Origin of the sequence: Olleya sp. 1-3 (assembly GCF_002836085.1) — a bacterium.
Classification (GTDB): Bacteria; Bacteroidota; Bacteroidia; order Flavobacteriales; family Flavobacteriaceae; genus Olleya; species Olleya namhaensis.
The window spans coordinates 121,976-141,893 of the sequence record NZ_PJBW01000058.1 but is presented as its reverse complement, the minus strand read 5'-3'; the positions used below and the strand labels follow the sequence as shown (position 1 = coordinate 141,893).

Below are 19,918 nucleotides of genomic sequence, written 5' to 3'. Positions count from 1 at the left end.
GTCTAATGATTGCTTTTTCTTATTATTTCAAACTGAATAAGTCCTCCATCTATAGTGGCTTTGGTTAAAAGTCCGTTTTTGTAATAGTATAAATTTTCATTATTGCTTGCATTTACTTTCTTATATATATGGTTTCCCATGGCTATTATGGTATTAAAATCCCCATTTTGTTCAGAATAGCAAGTCGTGATGTTTTTGGGTTCTTCAAAATACAACTGGACAGTAGCATAGGAGATGGCGTTAGTAATTGTAGCTTCATTCTTCCCATTTTTAATGACTTGGTAGTTAGTGTCATCCCATTCTGTAATAGTCTTAGCATGTGATTTTTCATTTACTGTAATGTTTACATTGGATTGCTCTAACGATTCAGACTCAAAAATGACGTCGTATTTATAATTAACTCTAATTTCTTTTATGATTTTTGCATTAATACTAGTCGAACTTTTATAATAAGTTTTAGAGTCCTTGATTATTTTAGTTGCTTTTAGGCTGCCAATTACTTTTTCGTTACGAATAACATCAAACAATATTTTTTCTTGAGAAGTGTACAAATCGCTTCCTAAGGTTATAAAACAGACAATAAGCACTAAGTTATTGATCATAAAATGTTGATTCTAAATTTATTACTAAAGGTTTAAGTGGCAAATTAACAATTTTAAAAACAAGTAAAACTGACTTGCGTCATTTCAGGAGGCTTTTACTATGTCTACCTTTGTCATTGTTAACACTTAATAATAGGGTAAACGTGTTAAATACAATTCTTAAACATAATATTATATCTGTTTTATGAAACGACTATTAAAAAAAACAACTTATTTGGTTTTAATACTATTAATATCTTCTTGTAATACTTCAAAAAAAGAACAGAAGATTATTGATCAGAGTGAGGCGGTTAAAGAAGATAAATTATATACAATAGATACTGAAGGTGTTTTGGTAGCATGGACTGCATATAAGTTTACCGATAAGCTAGGGGTAAGTGGTCAGTTTGATGATTTTAAGTTTTCTGGAACTAATAATGCAGCAACTATTGAGTCGTTATTAAAACAGGCTAAAATAGAAATACAAACGGCTTCTGTTAATTCTAATTTAGAAATAAGAGACACCAAATTAGTCGACTCTTTTTTTAAAGTATTTAATACAGATACTATTGTAGGAGCTGTAGTTGTGGCAGATCAAGGTAAAGGCATTTTTAATTTGAAGATGAATAATAGGACACACCCGTTAGAATGTACCTATTTATTTAAAAATGACACCATAACATTGTCTGCAAAAATTGATTTAAATATATGGCAAGGAGAAAAGGCTATGCAGTCTTTAAATAAAGTGTGTTATGATTTACATACCGGAACAGACGGGATTTCAAAATTGTGGCCTGATGTAGATGTACAAATCAAATTACCTGTTAATACAAAATAAGGTTTTAATTGATCTTAAGTAAATGGTATAGTTAACTCTAATTTTAATAGAAAAAACATGAAAACAGAAAAAAACTTAGGAATATGGATGGATCATTCCACCGCAAATCTGATTGATTTAGAAGTCCAAAATGCAAATAAAACTATAGATTCAAAATTTAATTTTAACACTAAAGAAGAAGCATTGAGTAGAAGCGAAAACTTGATGCATAATAAGCGACAGCAAATGAATGACGCTTATTATAAACAAATTGCAAATGCTATTTTAAACTATAATAATGTGGTGTTATTTGGACCAACAAATGCAAAAACAGAATTGTATAATGTCTTGAAAAAAGATTTGCATTTTAAGGATGTTAAAATTGATGTTGAACCAGCTGATAAGATGACAGACCACGAGAAAAGTGCTTTTGTGAAAAAACATTTTGAATAGAACGTTCTATTTTAAACGATCTATAACTTTAATTTTCGATAAAATAAAAAAACCGATGAAGCTAACTTCATCGGTTTTTTTATATAAAATAGTGTCCTCTTATTTTGGGTGACTGATTTTATTTAACTTATTTTAAAGTAATAGGAAATTCAGCAACTGTAGTATCCCATCCAATTTTTAAATGTACTGTGTTTTCTGAAGCTTTATAAAGTGAAACAGATAAATTTTCGATCTCTTTCTCACTTTTTGTAACAGGAACAGTTACACTAGCAATATCTTTGCTAGAATCGTATCCGTAGTTACCCCAACCATCTAATTCAGTATTTAATTTTAAAGTCCATTCTGTAGCAGTAGGAATAATAATTACTGTGTAACGTCCAGCTTTAATCTCTTTACCACCAAAAGTAACGTCGTTGTTAAATAAGATTTCAGTAGACTCATTAGCTCCAACTCTCCAAGCTTCACCAAATTTTAGTAATTCACCAAAAACAACTCTTCCTTTTTTAGCAGGACGCGAGTATGTTACACGTATTTGTGGTTCTGCTGCTTTTTTCTCTGCATCGTCTTTTTTAAAGGTTCTGTGTGGTGCATCACTTGGGTAGTAAGCACGGTCCATTGGGCTTTTGTCCATTTTAGCAAACTCTTGTGCGTTTACAGTTGACCCTGTTAATACAATTGCGATAATAAATAGTAATTTTTTCATGTCTAGTTTTTGTTTAAATTAATTATGTTCTCAGTTTTTATTTTTGAAAGTTCTTTTAGTTGCTCAGCTTCAAAAAGGACTGGTAAGTCTTTTAATGGTGTGCCCACTATTGCTTCGTAGTTTATGTAATCTTGAAACGTTATACCGTCAATAACTCTTGGGCTGTAAGCGCTTCTAAATCTTACGCCACCATCATTTACATTATAGCTATACGCCAAATAGTCAATTTTTTTAGTGTCTATATTTATCCAATAGTAAAATTGGTCGTCATGGTCTTGCCCGCCACCAGCTTCATTAAATGTAACTTTTATAGCATCGTAATTTTGGTCTTTGATGGTAAGACTTTCCACGTAAGTGCTATTAACAGCTTTGTCATTTAACTTGTAAGGCAATGTTGCAAAATAAATTACAGAATTAATTGCACCAGTTCCAATTGCAATGTCCTTATCAGATAGTACTACTGGCTTATTGTTTATGGTGCGTGTAAAGACGTTGTTTTTTAATACATCTTTGATACTGTCTGATTTTTTTTTGTAACTTTTAATGTATGTATAATCCGTTCCGTTGTTTTTAAACTGATACTCAATACCTCTAAAACTAAAAGCATAATGTGCTGTATTATAAAGGTCACCACCATGCGCTAAAATAGTTTGGTTTAAAAGTTTTTGTGCCTTGCTTAACGTTACAACTGGAGTTGTAGTAATAGGTTTAGTGGTAATAGTTTCAGTTTTGTTTTTATCTTTTGTATTGCAAGAGGTGATCAAGACTAGAGATAAAAATAGTATAACTGATTTAAGTGTTGTCATTTATTAAATTTTGCATGAAACTACAATTTTTGTCGTTTTTATGTCAAGACCTTTCAGTTAATTAATAAAACTTTAAGACATTGTCATTAATTGATATAACCTTTGTGATTGTTTATATATTATATAAAAATTTTACTTTTGTAGCATGGTAGATAATTTTGAAAACGAATATTTTGGAATCGGCATCCAAAATGGTAAAACACCTGAGAATTTAGGTGTACTGTGGCGTACAGCACAAAATCTAGGCGCAAGTTATATTTTTACTATTGGTAATAGATATGCTAAACAGGCGTGTGACACACATAATGCGGTAAAGGCAATGCCCTATTTTCACTATGCCACGTTTGAGGAGTTTTATAACAACATCCCAAAAGGTGCTAGATTGGTTGGTGTGGAGCTAGATGATACTGCTGTAGATCTAGAAACCTTCCATCATCCTAGACGTTGTGTTTATTTATTAGGTGCTGAGGATCATGGATTATCTAAGCAAGCCATAGAGAAAAGTCACTTTTTAGTTAAATTTAAGTCCCCTTTAAGTTTAAATGTATCCGTTGCCGGAAGTATTGTGATGTACGATAGAGGAATAAACAAACCAAGGTCGTAACTTTGCGGTCTATTAAATAAGATTAAGATGGCACATAAAGCAGGTTTTGTAAATATTATTGGTAATCCAAATGTTGGTAAGTCAACACTTATGAATGCGTTTGTAGGCGAAAAACTGTCTATAATAACGTCTAAAGCACAAACAACAAGACACAGAATTCTTGGTATTGTAAATGGTGAGGATTTTCAGGTTATATTAAGTGATACGCCAGGGATTATCAAACCGGCTTACGAGCTGCAAGCCTCTATGATGGATTTTGTAAAGTCCGCTTTTGACGATGCTGATATCTTAATTTATATGGTAGAGATTGGTGAAAGAGAATTAAAAGACGAAGCGTTTTTTAATAAAATCACTAACGCTAAAATTCCAGTATTATTATTACTTAATAAAATTGATAAATCTAATCAAGAGCAGTTAGAAGAACAAGTGCAATCTTGGGCTACTAAAGTTCCAAATGCAGAGATTATTGCAATTTCTGCTTTAGAAGGGTTTAATGTGAAAGAAGTTTTTGACAGAATTATTGAATTATTGCCAGAATCTCCAGCTTTTTATCCAAAGGATCAATTAACAGATAAGCCAGAACGTTTTTTTATAAACGAAACTATTCGCGAAAAAATCTTAATGCATTACAAAAAGGAAATCCCTTATGCGGTTGAGATTGATACTGAAGAGTTTTTTGAAGAGGATGAAATTATCCGTGTGCGTTCTGTAATTATGGTAGAGCGTGAGACTCAAAAAGGAATTATTATTGGGCACAAAGGAAGCGCATTAAAACGCGTAGGTGTAGAGGCTAGAAAAGATTTAGAGAAATTCTTTGGAAAACAAATTCACTTAGAACTTTACGTTAAAGTAAATAAAAATTGGAGAAGCAATCAACGTCAATTAAAACGTTTTGGTTACAACCAATAAAAAAATAAAACAGATATTTAAAAGGCTTTAGTTAATTACTAAAGCCTTTTTTTATGCGTCTAAAACACCACTCATAAAAGTATAGAGTGCTGTCATTTCGGTTTGGTTTGATGTTTTGCTCATGCGTCCGGCAAAATAAAGTATAAACCATAATAGTGTCGTCCCAACAATACCCCAAACCTGAAGTTGGTAATCTACTTTTAAGGCGTAGTTAGAATAAGCCCAAATACAAAAGGCGATAAAAAAACCTGCAACTATAAAATGTAAAAACATAAATAAAGTCCAAACGGTTGGGTTGGGACCAAACAATCCGTAGAGTTGACTTTTATTGTTTTCTAGATCATTTATCTCTAAATGTAGCTGTGGCGACCAAAAATGTTGCTGTGCTTTGGGTAATTTAATAAAAACATGATCGTCTATTCTAGAAACAATAAACTGACTCTGGTTATGTCTTTTAGCTTCAAAAGCATCTAAAACACTGGTATGTTGTTTGTTTAGCTCTATTTTAAATCGTGGACGAAGCACGACTTCATTTAAATTTTCGTTCATAATTATCTCATAATGAAAGTAAAATACTATTTTTTCTCGAACTAAACACTACCTTTGCACGCGCTTACAGGATATGTAATGCATAAAAATATAAATTATGAGTAGTATAGTAGCTATAGTAGGAAGACCAAATGTAGGTAAATCAACATTTTTTAATCGTTTAATCCAACGTCGTGAGGCGATTGTTGACGCTGTTAGTGGTGTAACAAGAGATAGGCATTACGGAAAAAGTGATTGGAATGGTAGAGAGTTTTCTCTAATTGATACAGGTGGTTATGTAAAGGGAAGTGATGATGTTTTTGAAGCAGAAATCGATAAACAAGTAGTTTTAGCAATTGAAGAAGCTGATGCTATTATTTTTATGGTTAATGTGGAAGACGGTGTTACTGGAATGGATGAAGATGTTGCTAGATTATTACGTAAAGTAACTAAGCCTGTCTTTTTAGTTGTAAATAAAGTAGATAACGGTAAGCGTGAAGAAGATGCTGTCGAGTTTTATAATTTAGGATTAGGAGAGTATCATACTATTGCAAGTATAAATGGTAGTGGTACAGGAGATTTATTAGACGATCTAGTAAAAGCTTTACCAGAAGAGGAAGAAGTAGAAGTTGTTGAAGATGCAATACCGCGTTTTGCAGTAGTAGGACGTCCAAATGCAGGAAAATCTTCTTTTATTAATGCTTTAATTGGTGAAGAAAGATATATAGTAACAGATATTGCAGGTACTACAAGAGATGCAATTGATACTAAATACAACCGTTTTGGTTTCGAATTTAATTTAGTTGATACAGCTGGAATTAGAAAAAAATCAAAAGTTAAAGAAGATTTAGAATTTTATTCTGTAATGCGTAGTGTACGTGCTATAGAGCATGCAGATGTATGTTTATTAGTTGTAGATGCTACCAGAACGTTTGATGGGCAAATCCAAAATATATTTTGGTTAGCACAACGTAACAGAAAAGGTATTGTAGTTTTAATTAACAAATGGGATTTAGTAGAAAAAGATCATAAGTCTACTAACGAATATGAGAAGCATATCAAAAAGCAATTAGAGCCTTTTACAGATGTGCCAATTATCTTTATTTCTGCATTAACAAAACAACGTATTTTTAAAGCTATTGAAACTGCTGTTGAAGTTTACAACAACAGAACAAAACGTATTAAGACTAGTGAGCTTAACGAAACTCTATTACCAATAATAGATAATTACCCACCACCAGCTTATAAAGGTAAATTTGTTAAGATTAAGTATATTATGCAATTGCCAACACCGCAACCTCAATTTGCTTTTTTCTGTAACTTACCACAATATGTACGTGAAGGTTATAAGCGTTATTTAGAAAATAAATTACGTGAACTTTATGATTTTAAAGGTGTTCCGATTAGTGTTTACATGCGTAAAAAATAATCGTTCTAAATTACTTTTAAGTTTTTCTTAAGACTAAGAATAAGATTACAAGTTTATTTTCGTTGAAAATCTAAGGGCTTTTTATTAAGCCCTTTAATATCAACCAAAACCAAAATGCGTTATCTAATCTTAATTTGCACTTTTTTGTGCACAGTATCCTCATTTAGTCAATCCAAACAATTTATTATAAGCGGTCAAGTATTTGACGACTTAGATCAAGCACCCCTTGAAGCAGCAACAGTCTATCTAGAGCGTATTAAGGATAATAGCTTGGTAACTTATACCATTACTGAAAAAGATGGCGTCTTTAGTATGGAGGACGAGACATCTTTAGATAGTTTAAACCTTCTAGTGTCTTATGTTGGTTATAAATCTTACAAGAAAAAAATAGCAATCACTTCAGGACCTATTAATTTAGGAGCTATTAATTTACAAATTAGTAATGCCTTAGATGAGGTTGTTATTAAATCTTCTGCACCTGTTACAATCAAAAAAGATACTCTAGAGTTTAATGTTAATTCCTTTAAAACAAAAAAGGACGCAACAATTGAGGATTTACTTAAACAACTACCTGGTGTGGAAATTGATGAAGAAGGTAAAATTAAAGTTAACGGTAAAGAGGTTAATAAAATCTTAGTTAACGGAAAGCCTTTTTTTGGAAACGACCCGTCTATTACTATAAAAAATCTTACTAAAGAGATTATTGATAAAATCCAAGTGGTAGATACCAAAACCAAAAGTGAAGCATTTACAGGAGAAGAAGGCGATAAAGAAAACAAAACTATAAACTTAACGATTAAGGAAGAAAACAATAAAGGTGTTTTTGGACGTGTTGCAGCGGGAGTAGGGACTGATGATAGATATGAGTTTGCAGGAATGTTTAACCGCTTTGATAATGATCAACGTGTAAGTGTATTGGTTGGAGGTAATAATATAAACTCTCCAGGTTTTAGCTTTGGCGAAATCAAAAAAATGTTTGGTAGTGGAGGTTCGCGTAGTTTTAGTAGCAACGGATCTTTTAGTATTAATGGTCGTCAATTTGGAGGTGGAGAAGGGATTACAACTTCTAAATTAGGAGGTGTGAATTATGCAGATGCCATAGGTGAAAAAACAGAAGTAGCTGCAGATTACTTTTATTCTAATAGTAATTCTGAAAACAAATCAGCTTCTCAACGAGAAACTATTTTATCGGACTCTAGATATTTTTCTAATTCAAGTTCTCAATCTAGTAACGATACCCAAAGTCATTCTGTAAATTCTGATTTTGAGATAAAATTAGATTCTACATTTTTTATTAATATAAAACCATCATTTTCTAGATCTACAAGTACAACAGATTATACAAGTCAAGACGAAACCTTAGATCAGGATTTAATATTAACTAACCAATCTGCTTTGCGCTCTTTTGTAGAGAATAAGTCTAACAATTTTTCAAATCAAATTTCTGCTACTAAAAAGTTTGGAACCAAAGGTGCCTTTCTAAAATTTGGAATAGATAAAGGTTTTAGTAATAGTGAAAGTGATGATTTTATAAATTCAAATACTGAGATTTTTGGAACTGATCCAGAAGCAATAGACCGTAATCAATTTACAGATGGTGATAATGATAGTAATACGCTTAAAACAGATGTAAGCTATAGGTTGCCAATTAAAACCAAAGTGTTTTTTGTGAATTTTAATTATGAATATCAATATAATAAAGATAAGAATAAGCAAAGCACATTCGATTTTAACGAGGTCTCAAATGGTTTTGACACATTTAATACTGCGTTAAGTACGGATTTTGAATACACAGACACTAGAAGTTCTCCTGGAGTAAGTTTAAGCTACCGTAAGGAAAAATGGTCAGCACGATTTGGTGCAGATTATGTGATGCGCACCTTAAAAAATCAGGATGGTTTGAGACCTGAATTTAATGTAGAACGTGATTTTAATACAGTCGAATTAAACTCTAATTTTAATTACAGATTTAGTAAAAAGGCATCGTTTTATTTAGGGTACAGGTTAAGAAATAGACCACCTTCTGTAAGGCAGTTACAAGCTTTTGAAGATGTTTCTAATCCTTTAAACACCATTGTAGGTAATCCAAATTTAGAGCCTACAAATCAACATAGTTTATATATGGGTTTTAATGCTTATAACTGGAAAGAACGCACTGGGTTTTATGTTTACGCCAATATGGAAAAAAGTCAAAATGCAGTAGTATCAAGAACAACAGTTGATGCAGAGACGTTAAAGCGTACAACAACTTATGACAATGTAGATGGTAATTACAATGGGTATTTTGGAGTTGATTTTAGTAAGAAATTTAAAATAGATTCTTTGCAAGCTGTGAGGCTGAAAATAGGTAATTGGTCTAATTTTTCTAAAAACATTAATTATAATAATGATGTGCAATATGCTAGTAACGTGTTAGTGTTTAATCCTAATGTAGGGATTGATTATGTTTACAGTGATGTGTTTGAGTTTAAGCCACGTTACCGTATTACATTAACAAATAATATGTATGATATTGATGCTTTTGAAGATAGAAACTTTACGTCTCATAATTTAGATTTAAATTCCGCTTTTTTCTTACCAAAAGGATTTGAATGGCGAAATGATATAACCTATAATTACAATGCTAATATTGCGGATGGCTTCCAAAAAGACGCTTGGTTCTGGAATGCTAGTGTCGCTTATTCTGTATTAAATGATAAAGGCTTGGTAACTTTAAAGGTTTATGATTTATTAAATCAAAATACTAATGCAAGACGTACGGCTACTAATGATTATATCCAGGACACACAAAGTACAGTATTGCGTCAATACTTCATGCTTAATTTTAGTTGGAAGTTTAATAGTTTAGGATCTAAAGGAGAAACTAAAGATAGCGGAATGTATTTTATGAATTAATTAGATTGATTTAGGAGTTTGAACATGTATAAACTGTATTTTAACGAATTATTTGGTTTTTTTTAACATTTAGAATATGTTAAACAATAATTTCAAATAGATTTGGATTTAATAATCTTTTGATCCCAAATCATTTTGAAATTAAAATTACTAATATTTTTTGCTTTCTTAAGTTGTTCTTTTTCTTTGTTTTCACAGACTATTGTGTGTGAAGGGGCTCCATGTACGTCAAATGATTTTACTATCGAAACATTTTATTTGGGAGATATCAATGGTAATCCATTTGGGCCAGGCTATTGTGAGCCAGGAACTGTTGTTAATGCTTATTTGTGGGTTGATTTTACAGCAAATACGGCTGCAAATAGATATGATCTGTTTTTGCATTTTAACCTTTACGTTGATGGCGTTTTTATAGAAACTATTGATGAGTGCTATTATGATGATCAACCTATACCGACCAATGTATCTTTAAATACATACAATTTTAATTGGGAATGCGGTGCAGAAATTGAGCTTCAGAATTTGTACATGGGTTGGCAAACAAATAATAATGGTACATGTGAGTGTAGTCGATCGCACTGTTTTTCAGACCCATCACTTGTGGTGTTAGCACCACTTATTGCTAATTTTAGCTTTCAGCCAAGTTGTGATACAGCATACACTATAAATTTTCAATCTACGACGTCAGGAGGGTTGCCACCATATACGTATTTGTGGAGTTTTGGAGACGGTACAACCAGTACGCTTGCAAATCCAACTCATACGTTTGCTTCGGATGGACCATATGACATCTCTTTAACAGTAAATGATCAAGAAAATACAGACTCTTATACTGTAGAAATATTAGAATTTGATTCTAATGTTTTTCCAGAAATTACAGCACCTTTAAATGAAGATTTAATTGGATGTACTACTGCCGAAATTACACCATTTGTTTTTAGCACTTCTAGTGTTCAAATTTTGGAGAGCGAGTTAATTACTATGGGGGGAAGTCTAATTATCGGGAATGATATTGTCTCTTTATCTTATATAGATACCGTTTCAGGTACATGTCCCGTAACTGTAACAAGAGTTTTTACATTAACAGACTCGTGTAACCATACGGTTACTGCTTCTCAGTTAATTATAATAAATGATACTATTAATCCAACAGCAAGTAATCCAGCAGCAATAACAGTTGCTTGTATAGGAGATGTTCCTGCATCGGATATTAATGTTGTTATTAGCGAGGCTGATAATTGTTCTATTCCAACGGTACAGTTTGTAAGTGATGTTTCTGATGGATTAACTTGCCCAGAAACTATAACTAGAACTTATAGTGTTACTGATGCTTGCAATAATAGTATTACTGTTACTCAAGATATAGTTGTTCATGATACTATCGTACCAACTGCAAGTAACCCTGTAGCAATTAACGTAACGTGTATAGGTGATGTGCCAACACCAAATGTCAATGTTGTAACAGATGAAGCCGATAATTGTTCAGCACCAATAGTGCAATTTGTAAGTGATGTATCTGATGGGCTATCTTGCCCGGAAACTATAACTAGAACCTACAGTGTTACGGATGCTTGTAATAATAGTATTACAGTTACTCAAGATATTATTATTAACGATACCATTGCGCCAACAGCAAGTAATCCAATAACAATAAGTGTTACTTGCGTAGGTGATGTGCCAACAGCAAATGAAAACGTAGTAACAGACGAAGCTGATAATTGTTCAACGCCAATAGTACAGTTTGTAAGCGATGTTTCTGATGGGTTAACTTGTCCAGAAACCATCACTAGGACTTATAGTGTTACTGATGCTTGTAACAATAGCATCACAGTTACTCAAGATATTATTATTAACGATACCGTTGCTCCAACAGCAAGTAATCCAATAGCAATAAGTGTTATTTGTATAGATGATGTGCCAGTAGCCGATATCAATGTAGTTACAGACGAAGCTGATAATTGTTCAACGCCAACAGTACAATTTGTAAGTGATGTTTCTGATGGATTAACTTGTCCAGAAACTATTACTAGAACCTATAGTATTACTGATGCTTGTAATAATAGCATCACAGTTACTCAAGATATTATTATTAACGATACCGTTGCGCCAACAGCAAGTAATCCAATAACAATAAGTGTTACTTGTATAGATGATGTACCAGTAGCAGATAGCAATGTAGTCACAGACGAAGCCGATAATTGTTCAACGCCAATAGTACAATTTGTAAGTGATGTTTCTGATGGATTAACTTGTCCAGAAACTATTACAAGAACCTATAGTGTTACTGATGCCTGTAATAATAGCATCACAGTTACTCAAGATATTATTATTAATGATACCATTGCGCCAACAGCAAGTAATCCAATAACAATAAGTGTTACTTGTGTAGATGATGTGCCAACACCAGATACAACTGTTGTATCAGACGAAGCCGATAATTGTTCAACGCCAACTGTACAGTTTGTTAGTGATGTTTCTGATGGGTTAACTTGTCCGGAAACCATAACTAGAACCTATAGTGTTACTGATGCGTGTAACAATAGCATCACAGTTACTCAAGACATTATTATTAACGATACCGTTGCGCCAACAGCAAGTAATCCAATAGCAATAAATGTTACTTGTGTAGGTGATGTGCCAACAGCAAATATAAACGTAGTTACAGACGAAGCTGATAATTGTTCAACGCCAATAGTACAGTTTGTACGCGATGTTTCTGATGGATTAACTTGTCCAGAAACTATTACAAGAACCTATAGTATTACTGATGCGTGTAATAATAGCATCACAGTTACTCAAGATATTATTATTAATGATACCATTGCGCCAACAGCAAGTAATCCAATAGCAATAAGTGTTACTTGTGTAGATGATGTGCCAACAGCAAATATAAACGTAGTTACAGACGAAGCTGATAATTGTTCAACGCCAATAGTACAGTTTGTTAGTGATGTTTTTGATGGGTTAACTTGTCCGGAAACCATAACTAGAACGTATAGTGTTACTGACGCCTGTAACAATAGTATCACAGTTACTCAAGATATTATTATTAATGATACCATTGCGCCAACAGCAAGTAATCCAGTAGACTTATCTGTTATTTGCGTAGGTGATGTTCCAACACCAGATACAACTGTTGTATCAGACGAAGCCGATAATTGTTCAACGCCAATAGTACAGTTTGTTAGTGATGTTTCCGATGGATTAACTTGTCCAGAAACTATTACTAGAACGTATAGTGTTACTGATGCGTGTAACAATAGTATCACAGTTACTCAAAATATTATTATTAACGATACCATTACGCCAACAGCAAGTAATCCAATAGCAATAAGTGTTACTTGCGTAGATGATGTGCCAACACCAGATACAACTGTTGTATCAGACGAAGCCGATAATTGCTCAACGCCAATAGTACAGTTTGTAAGCGATGTGTCCGATGGGTTAACATGTCCGGAAACCATAACTAGAACGTATAGTGTTACTGATGCGTGTAATAATAGTATCACAGTTACTCAAGATATTATTATTAACGATACCGTTGCGCCAACAGCAAGTAATCCAGTAGGCTTATCTGTTATTTGCGTAGATGATGTTCCAACACCAAATATCAATGTAGTAATAGATGCAACTGATAATTGTTCGGCACCAACAGTACAATTTGTAAGTGATGTGTCTGATGGATTAACTTGTCCTGAAACCATTACTAGAACGTATAGTGTTACTGATGCTTGTAATAACAGCATTACAGTCATCCAAAACATTATTATAAATGATACCATTGCACCGACAGCAAGTGATTTGGTTGATGTTTTTTTACTATGTGATGATAATATTCCTAGTTTTAATGTACAGGATGTGTCAGATGCGTCAGATAATTGTTCGTTACCAGAGGTGTTTTTTGTTTCAGATATTTCTAATGGTTCATGCCCTGAAACAATAGTTAGAACATATAAAGTTGTTGACGATTGTGATAATTTTACCTTAGTTACTCAAAACTTTATTGTTGAAGATAATATTGCGCCTATTTTGTTAAGTCCTTTGGATGAGGTTTTAACAGTGAGCTGTACTGATATACCAGCAGTGCCAAGTTTACAGTTTGAAGATAATTGTTCGCAAAATGTTTTAGTAAGCTTTAATGAAACATCAACAAATACCGATAATACTCAAGATTATGTTATCGTTAGAGAGTGGACAGTAAGTGATCAGTGTTTAAATGAAAGTGTTTTTACTCAAACTATAAATGTTTTAATCGCTGATTGTATAGTAATATCTTGTAATTCTTGTGGTACAGAAGCGGATACAATTTTACCGACAGGTTCTAATCCTGCAGATTTAAACGTTAACTGTGGATCGGATATTCCAGAGCCTAATCCTGAAGTTGTAATAGATGAAGCGGATAATTGCGCACCGCCTGTCGTAAGTTTTATTTCAGAGGTTGTAAGCTTTGACTGTTTAGAAAAAATTATTAGAACATATAGAATTACTGATGAGTGCGGTAATTTTATAGATGTAACTCATAGAATAAATGTCGTAGACAATGTTTTGCCAACAGCTTCTAACCCTGCAGATTTGGTACTTAATTGTTCGGATCCAATACCCGCTCCAAATGGTTCGGTTGTGACGGATGCTTCGGACAATTGTTCAACTCCTATTGTGACTTTTATTTCAGATATTTCTAACTTTACCTGTGAAGGTCTTATAACAAGAACATATAGAGTTACAGACGGTTGTGGTAATTTTATAGATGTTGTTCAAATTATTAATATTATTGATAATCAACCGCCAACAGCAAGTAATCCTCTAGCAATAAGTATAAATTGTGTAGATGATGTGCCAACACCAAATGTAAATGTTGTAATAGATGAAGCTGATAATTGCTCCCTGCCAACAGTCCAGTTTGTAAGTGATGTGTCTGATGGGTTAATTTGTCCTGAAACCATTACTAGAACTTATCAGGTTACAGATGCATGTAATAATAGTATTATGGTCACTCAAGATATTATCATAAACGATATTATTGCGCCTACAGCAAGTAATCCTTCTTCTATAACTGTTACATGTGTAGATGATGTTCCAGACCCAAACCCTAACGTTGTTACAAATGCAGCGGATAATTGTTCTACTCCAATTGTTCAATTTGTAAGTGATGTTTCTGATGGGGTGAGCTGTCCTATGACTATTACTAGGACTTATAGTGTAACGGATGCTTGTAATAATAGTATAACAGTTACCCAAGACATTATTATAAATGATACCATCGCACCAACAGCAAGTAATCCAGTAGCAATAAATGTTACTTGCGAGAGTGATATACCTCAACCAGATACAAATGTTGTTACAGACGAAGCAGATAATTGTTCATTACCAACTGTGCAGTTTGTTAGTGATGTTTCTAATGGGTTAACTTGTCCAGTTATTATTACTAGAACCTATAGTATTACTGATGCTTGTAATAATAGCATCACAGTTACTCAAGATATTATTATTAACGATACCGTTGCTCCAACAGCAAGTAATCCAATAACAATAAGTGTTACTTGTATAGATGATGTACCAGTAGCAGATAGCAATGTAGTTACAGACGAAGCCGATAATTGTTCAACGCCAACAGTACAATTTGTAAGTGATGTTTCAGATGGATTAACTTGTCCAGAAACTATTACTAGAACCTATAGTGTTACTGATGCCTGTAATAATAGCATAACAGTTACTCAAGATATTATTATTAATGATACCATTGCGCCCACAGCAAGTAATCCAATAGCAATAAGTGTTACTTGTGTAGATGATGTGCCAGCAGCAAATGTAAACGTAGTTACAGACGAAGATGATAATTGTTCAACGCCAATGGTACAGTTTGTAAGCGATGTGTCCGATGGGTTAACTTGTCCAGAAACCATTACTAGAACCTATAGTGTTACTGATGCCTGTAACAATAGTATCACAGTTACTCAAAATATTATTATTAACGATACCATTACGCCAACAGCAAGTAATCCAATAGCAATAAGTGTTACTTGTGTAGATGATGTGCCAACAGCAAATGTAAACGTAGTTACGGACGAAGCCGATAATTGCTCAACGCCAATAGTACAGTTTGTAAGCGATGTGTCTGATGGGTTAACTTGTCCGGAAACCATAACTAGAACGTATAGTGTTACTGATGCGTGTAATAATAGTATCACAGTTACTCAAGATATTATTATTAACGATACCGTTGCGCCAACAGCGAGTAATCCAATAACAATAAGTATTACTTGTGTAGATGATGTTCCAACAGCAAATATAAACGTAGTTACAGACGAAGCAGATAATTGTTCAACACCAATTGTACAGTTTGTAAGCGATGTTTCTGATGGGTTAACTTGTCCGGAAACCATAACTAGAACGTATAGTGTTACTGATGCGTGTAACAATAGCGTCACGGTTACTCAAGATATTATTATAAACGATACTGTTGCGCCCACAGCAAGTAATCCAATAGCAATAAGTGTTACTTGCCTAGATGATGTGCCAGCAGCAGATATCAATGTTATTACAGACGAAGCTGATAATTGTTCAGCACCAACTGTACAGTTTGTAAGCGATGTTTCTGATGGATTAACTTGTCCTGAAACTATTACTAGAACGTATAGTGTTACTGATACTTGTAACAATAGCATCACAGTTACTCAAGATATTGTTATTAACGATATTGTTGCGCCAACAGCAAGTAATCCATTAGCAATAAGTGTTACTTGTATAGATGATGTGCCAGTATCAGATATCAATGTCGTTACAGACGAAGCTGATAATTGTTCAACACCAACAGTACAATTTGTAAGTGATGTGTCCGATGGATTAACTTGTCCAGAAACCATAACTAGAACGTATAGCGTTATTGATGCTTGTAACAATAGTATCACAGTTACTCAAGACATTATTATAAATGATACTATTGCACCAACAGCAAGCAATCCAGATACAATAATGGTTACTTGTGTTGATGATGTTCCAACATCAAATACACAAGTAGTTACGGACGCATCAGATAACTGTTCAACACCAACTATACAATTTGTAAGTGATGTGTCTGATGGATTAACTTGTCCAGAAACCATAACTAGGACGTATAGCGTTACTGATGCTTGTAATAATAGCATAACGGTTACTCAAGACATTATTATAAATGATACTATTGCGCCAACAGCTAGTAGTCCCCTTGCTGTAACTGTGTCGTGTATAGGAGATGTGCCAACACCAAATATTAATGCTATCACAGATGAAGCTGATAACTGTTCTACGCCAATCGTTCAATTTGTAAGTGATAGTTCAGATGGAAGAACGTGTCCTGAAACTATAACTAGAACTTATAGTGTTACAGATGCTTGTAATAATAGTATTTTAGTAACTCAAGATATTATTGTTAATGATACGACTGCGCCAACAGCAAGTAGTCCATTAGCTATAACTGTTACTTGTATAGGAGATGTGCCAATGCCAGATATTAATGTAATAACTGATGAAGCGGATAATTGTTCTGTACCAACCGTTCAGTTTATAAGCGATGTATCAGATGGAAGAACTTGCCCAGAAACTATTACAAGAACGTTTAGTGTAACTGATGCATGTAATAATAGTATTATGGTTACTCAAGATATTATTATAAACGACACTGTTGCCCCAGTTTTGATTTCAAATATAATAACTGAACAATTTATTGCTTGCGGCGAAATTCCAGAAATCCCAAATATTATATTTGAAGATAATTGCACACAAGATTTAGAAATAAATTTCACAGAATCAATAAATAACATTGATGCCTTTAATTATGATATTATTAGAGACTGGGAAGCAATCGATGATTGTGGTAATAATTCTGGATTAACACAAGTAATACATGTTAATACTATTGAGGATGTTGAAAGGAGAGTGGTTAACTTATGTATAGAAGATGAGTCTGTAGACTTAAGGAATTATATAACAAATACTACTTTTCAAGATGGATTGTGGACTTCCGAAGATATAGCCAATTGGGAAGGTTACACTTTTACGCCTTCTGACATGGAGATTGGCGGAAGTTATGTGATTAATTACTTATACACAGTAAATGGCTGTTCTTGGAGTACGACTATTTTAATTGAGATAAATGATGATTGTGTTTACTACCCTTGTGTAAAATCTGAAAATGATGTCAGCGTAACAAAAATGGTTACCCCCAACGGAGATAATGATCATGATTTCTTAGAAATTAATTACGTGCTTAATGAACAAAGTAATGAGGTTTGCGAGATTGAAATTGATTTAGAAATCTTTAACAGATGGGGAGCAAAAGTTTATAAAAACGAAAATTATAATAATGAATGGAATGGAGCTTCTCCTTCTTCTGCTCTTGGTGCTTCTAAAACGTTACCTACAGGAACTTACTATTATATTATAAAGCTTAAAAATAGTGGGTTAAAACCAATCCAAGGATATATACTATTAGGTACTGATTAATAAAATGAAACAATATAAATATTTACATATAACCTTTTTAATTGCATTGATGCATGTCGTTCTTGTTGCCCAACAAGCACCTCAGTTTTCGCAATACATGTATAATACCATTTCTATTAATCCTGCTTATGCAGGTTCTAGGGAGATTATGGTAATTAATTTATTAAATAGAAGTCAATGGGTAGGTGTAAAAGGAGCTCCTAACACCCAAACATTGTCAGCCCACACATCATTACCTAATACTAAATTGGGTGTAGGTTTATCTCTTATAAATGATAAATTGGGTTACGAGAAAATCACGTATGCTTTCGCTGATTTGTCTTATACAATCGATTTTGACTCTTTTGATGAGTATAAATTGGCTTTAGGTGTTAAAGTAGGAGGAAGTAAATATAGTTTGGATGATGATTTACTAAATGATCCGGAGTATAATGGAGATATCTTTTTGGATACAGTTGACTATAAGTTTCATCCAAATATTGGAGTAGGAGTTTATTTTAGAGGTCCAAATTTTTATTTAGGATTTTCAGCCCCTAAATTATTGTCACAAGTTTCAAAAACGGATTATGCTTATACCAATAGGGGAAGTTATTTTTTTAACGGAGGGTACTTATTGGATGTAAACAAGCATTTAAAATTTAAGCCAAGTTTCATTATTAAGTATACGGATGGAGCTCCAATTTCATTTGATTTATCCACAATGTTTTATATAAATGAAAAGATATGGATTGGAGGTTCATACCGCGTGCACGATGCTTTTGGTGCTTTAGTTAATTTTAAAATGGCAAAAGGGTTGTCTATTGGATATGCGTATGATTATATAACCTCAAATCTTGGTGACTTTTCTTCGGGATCTCATGAGATTATGCTAAATTATGAGTTTGAGTTTCCTAAGCCAAAATGTAAGTGTAAGGATTTATATAACTAATTTAATATATTAGCTAAAGTTTAATTATTGTAATTTTATTTTATGAGAAAATATTTTATACTAGGAGTATCATTGTTATCCTTTGCAGTTAAAGCTCAAGACATGCCTTCTAATCCAAAAGCGGGGAAGTGTTATGTAAGATGTTTAAATGAAGATAATAAAATAAGTGATTGGGAAGAGCTTAATTGTGACTTGATGAGCTTTCAGGAATTGAAATTAGAAAATATTAAATCTGGTGCTTTTAACGAAAATGACAAAAAAAATATTAAAAGTGTTTTAAAATTATTGGATAGAAATTTAAACGTTGAAATCAGAAGTCATTTTGATTCTAACGGGACGGAAGATTATAATATTGAACAATCTAAAAAGACAGCAAAATTGCTTTTAAATTATTTGTTTTCAAATAAAGAGACTATAGATCCAAAACAAATTAGAGTTTTAGCTGTTGGGAATACTATGCCTTTACAAGAGTGTGCTGAGACTGATAATTGTTCTTTGGTCTATAATAAAAATACTAGATTTGAATTTAGAGTCATTAATCGATTACCTGATCCTAAAGAGGGCTTTGAGTGGTTTTTTGAAGAAAAAACAAAAACTTGGGTTCAAATTGAGATTTAGTAAACTAGTTAGTGTGATTAATTAATCCATTTTTTTTAAAAGAAACACCATTATCAATAATCAAATAAGCCATAGCAGAAATAATCTGTTATGGCTTTTGTGTTTTACAACTATTGATATAATTATTAATGAGTTTTAAACTGATACTTGAGATTGTGTTTTTGTT

General features: G+C 32.9%; 13 protein-coding genes. 9 read left to right on the top strand and 4 right to left on the bottom strand.

Annotation, left to right across the window (positions count from 1 at the left end; all coding sequences use genetic code 11):
- Positions 1–2 precede the first annotated feature (2 nt).
- Entirely contained in the window at positions 3–602 is a 600-nt protein-coding gene (locus tag CXF54_RS13670) for a DUF6134 family protein (protein ID WP_101203944.1), read from the bottom strand.
- Positions 603–786: 184 nt separating this feature from the next.
- On the opposite strand from CXF54_RS13670, the gene CXF54_RS13665 reads away from it, so the two are divergent.
- Both CXF54_RS13665 and CXF54_RS13660 read left to right on the top strand, forming a co-directional pair.
- Positions 787–1,419, top strand: coding sequence for a YceI family protein (locus CXF54_RS13665; RefSeq protein WP_101203943.1), 633 nt, complete (start codon positions 787–789; stop codon positions 1,417–1,419).
- A gap of 57 nt (positions 1,420–1,476) precedes the next feature.
- Positions 1,477–1,851, top strand: coding sequence for a hypothetical protein (locus CXF54_RS13660; protein WP_090837600.1), 375 nt, complete (start codon positions 1,477–1,479; stop codon positions 1,849–1,851).
- A 127-nt stretch (positions 1,852–1,978) separates the two neighbouring features.
- Here the strand turns inward: CXF54_RS13660 and CXF54_RS13655 are convergent, their stop codons facing one another.
- A complete protein-coding gene (locus tag CXF54_RS13655; protein WP_101203942.1) occupies positions 1,979–2,554 on the bottom strand; it encodes a DUF2911 domain-containing protein in 576 nt (191 codons plus the stop codon).
- A 2-nt stretch (positions 2,555–2,556) separates the two neighbouring features.
- On the bottom strand, positions 2,557–3,360 hold the full coding sequence (locus CXF54_RS13650) for a DUF6503 family protein (protein WP_101203941.1): 804 nt from the start codon (positions 3,358–3,360) through the stop codon (positions 2,557–2,559).
- Between the two features lie 145 nt (positions 3,361–3,505).
- On the opposite strand from CXF54_RS13650, the gene CXF54_RS13645 reads away from it, so the two are divergent.
- Together CXF54_RS13645 and era are read left to right on the top strand one after the other, a co-directional pair.
- Entirely contained in the window at positions 3,506–3,964 is a 459-nt protein-coding gene (locus CXF54_RS13645) for an RNA methyltransferase (protein ID WP_090837593.1), read from the top strand.
- 27 nt (positions 3,965–3,991) lie between these two features.
- Positions 3,992–4,873 carry a GTPase Era gene (gene era, locus CXF54_RS13640; RefSeq protein WP_101017179.1) on the top strand — a complete coding sequence of 294 codons (882 nt, stop codon included), beginning with the start codon at positions 3,992–3,994 and terminating at the stop codon, positions 4,871–4,873.
- Between the two features lie 51 nt (positions 4,874–4,924).
- Here era and CXF54_RS13635 read toward each other — a convergent pair whose 3' ends face one another.
- Positions 4,925–5,422 (bottom strand): GTP-binding protein, encoded by a 498-nt coding sequence (locus tag CXF54_RS13635; protein ID WP_101203940.1) that lies wholly within the window; start codon positions 5,420–5,422, stop codon positions 4,925–4,927.
- Between the two features lie 97 nt (positions 5,423–5,519).
- Between CXF54_RS13635 and der the strand changes: the two genes are divergently transcribed.
- The 5 genes from der to CXF54_RS13610 all read left to right on the top strand — a co-directional run bounded on the left by der (position 5,520) and on the right by CXF54_RS13610 (position 19,752).
- Complete coding sequence (gene der / locus CXF54_RS13630; protein WP_101203939.1) at positions 5,520–6,830, top strand: ribosome biogenesis GTPase Der; 1,311 nt, start codon at positions 5,520–5,522, stop codon at positions 6,828–6,830.
- Positions 6,831–6,974: 144 nt separating this feature from the next.
- Positions 6,975–9,725 (top strand): outer membrane beta-barrel protein, encoded by a 2,751-nt coding sequence (locus CXF54_RS13625; protein ID WP_317044448.1) that lies wholly within the window; start codon positions 6,975–6,977, stop codon positions 9,723–9,725.
- Positions 9,726–9,983: 258 nt separating this feature from the next.
- On the top strand, positions 9,984–18,206 hold the full coding sequence (locus tag CXF54_RS13620) for a gliding motility-associated C-terminal domain-containing protein (protein ID WP_157823471.1): 8,223 nt from the start codon (positions 9,984–9,986) through the stop codon (positions 18,204–18,206).
- Between the two features lie 4 nt (positions 18,207–18,210).
- Entirely contained in the window at positions 18,211–19,134 is a 924-nt protein-coding gene (locus tag CXF54_RS13615; RefSeq protein ID WP_101203936.1) for a type IX secretion system membrane protein PorP/SprF, read from the top strand.
- A gap of 42 nt (positions 19,135–19,176) precedes the next feature.
- A complete protein-coding gene (locus CXF54_RS13610; RefSeq protein ID WP_101203935.1) occupies positions 19,177–19,752 on the top strand; it encodes an OmpA family protein in 576 nt (191 codons plus the stop codon).
- Positions 19,753–19,918: the final 166 nt, after the last annotated feature.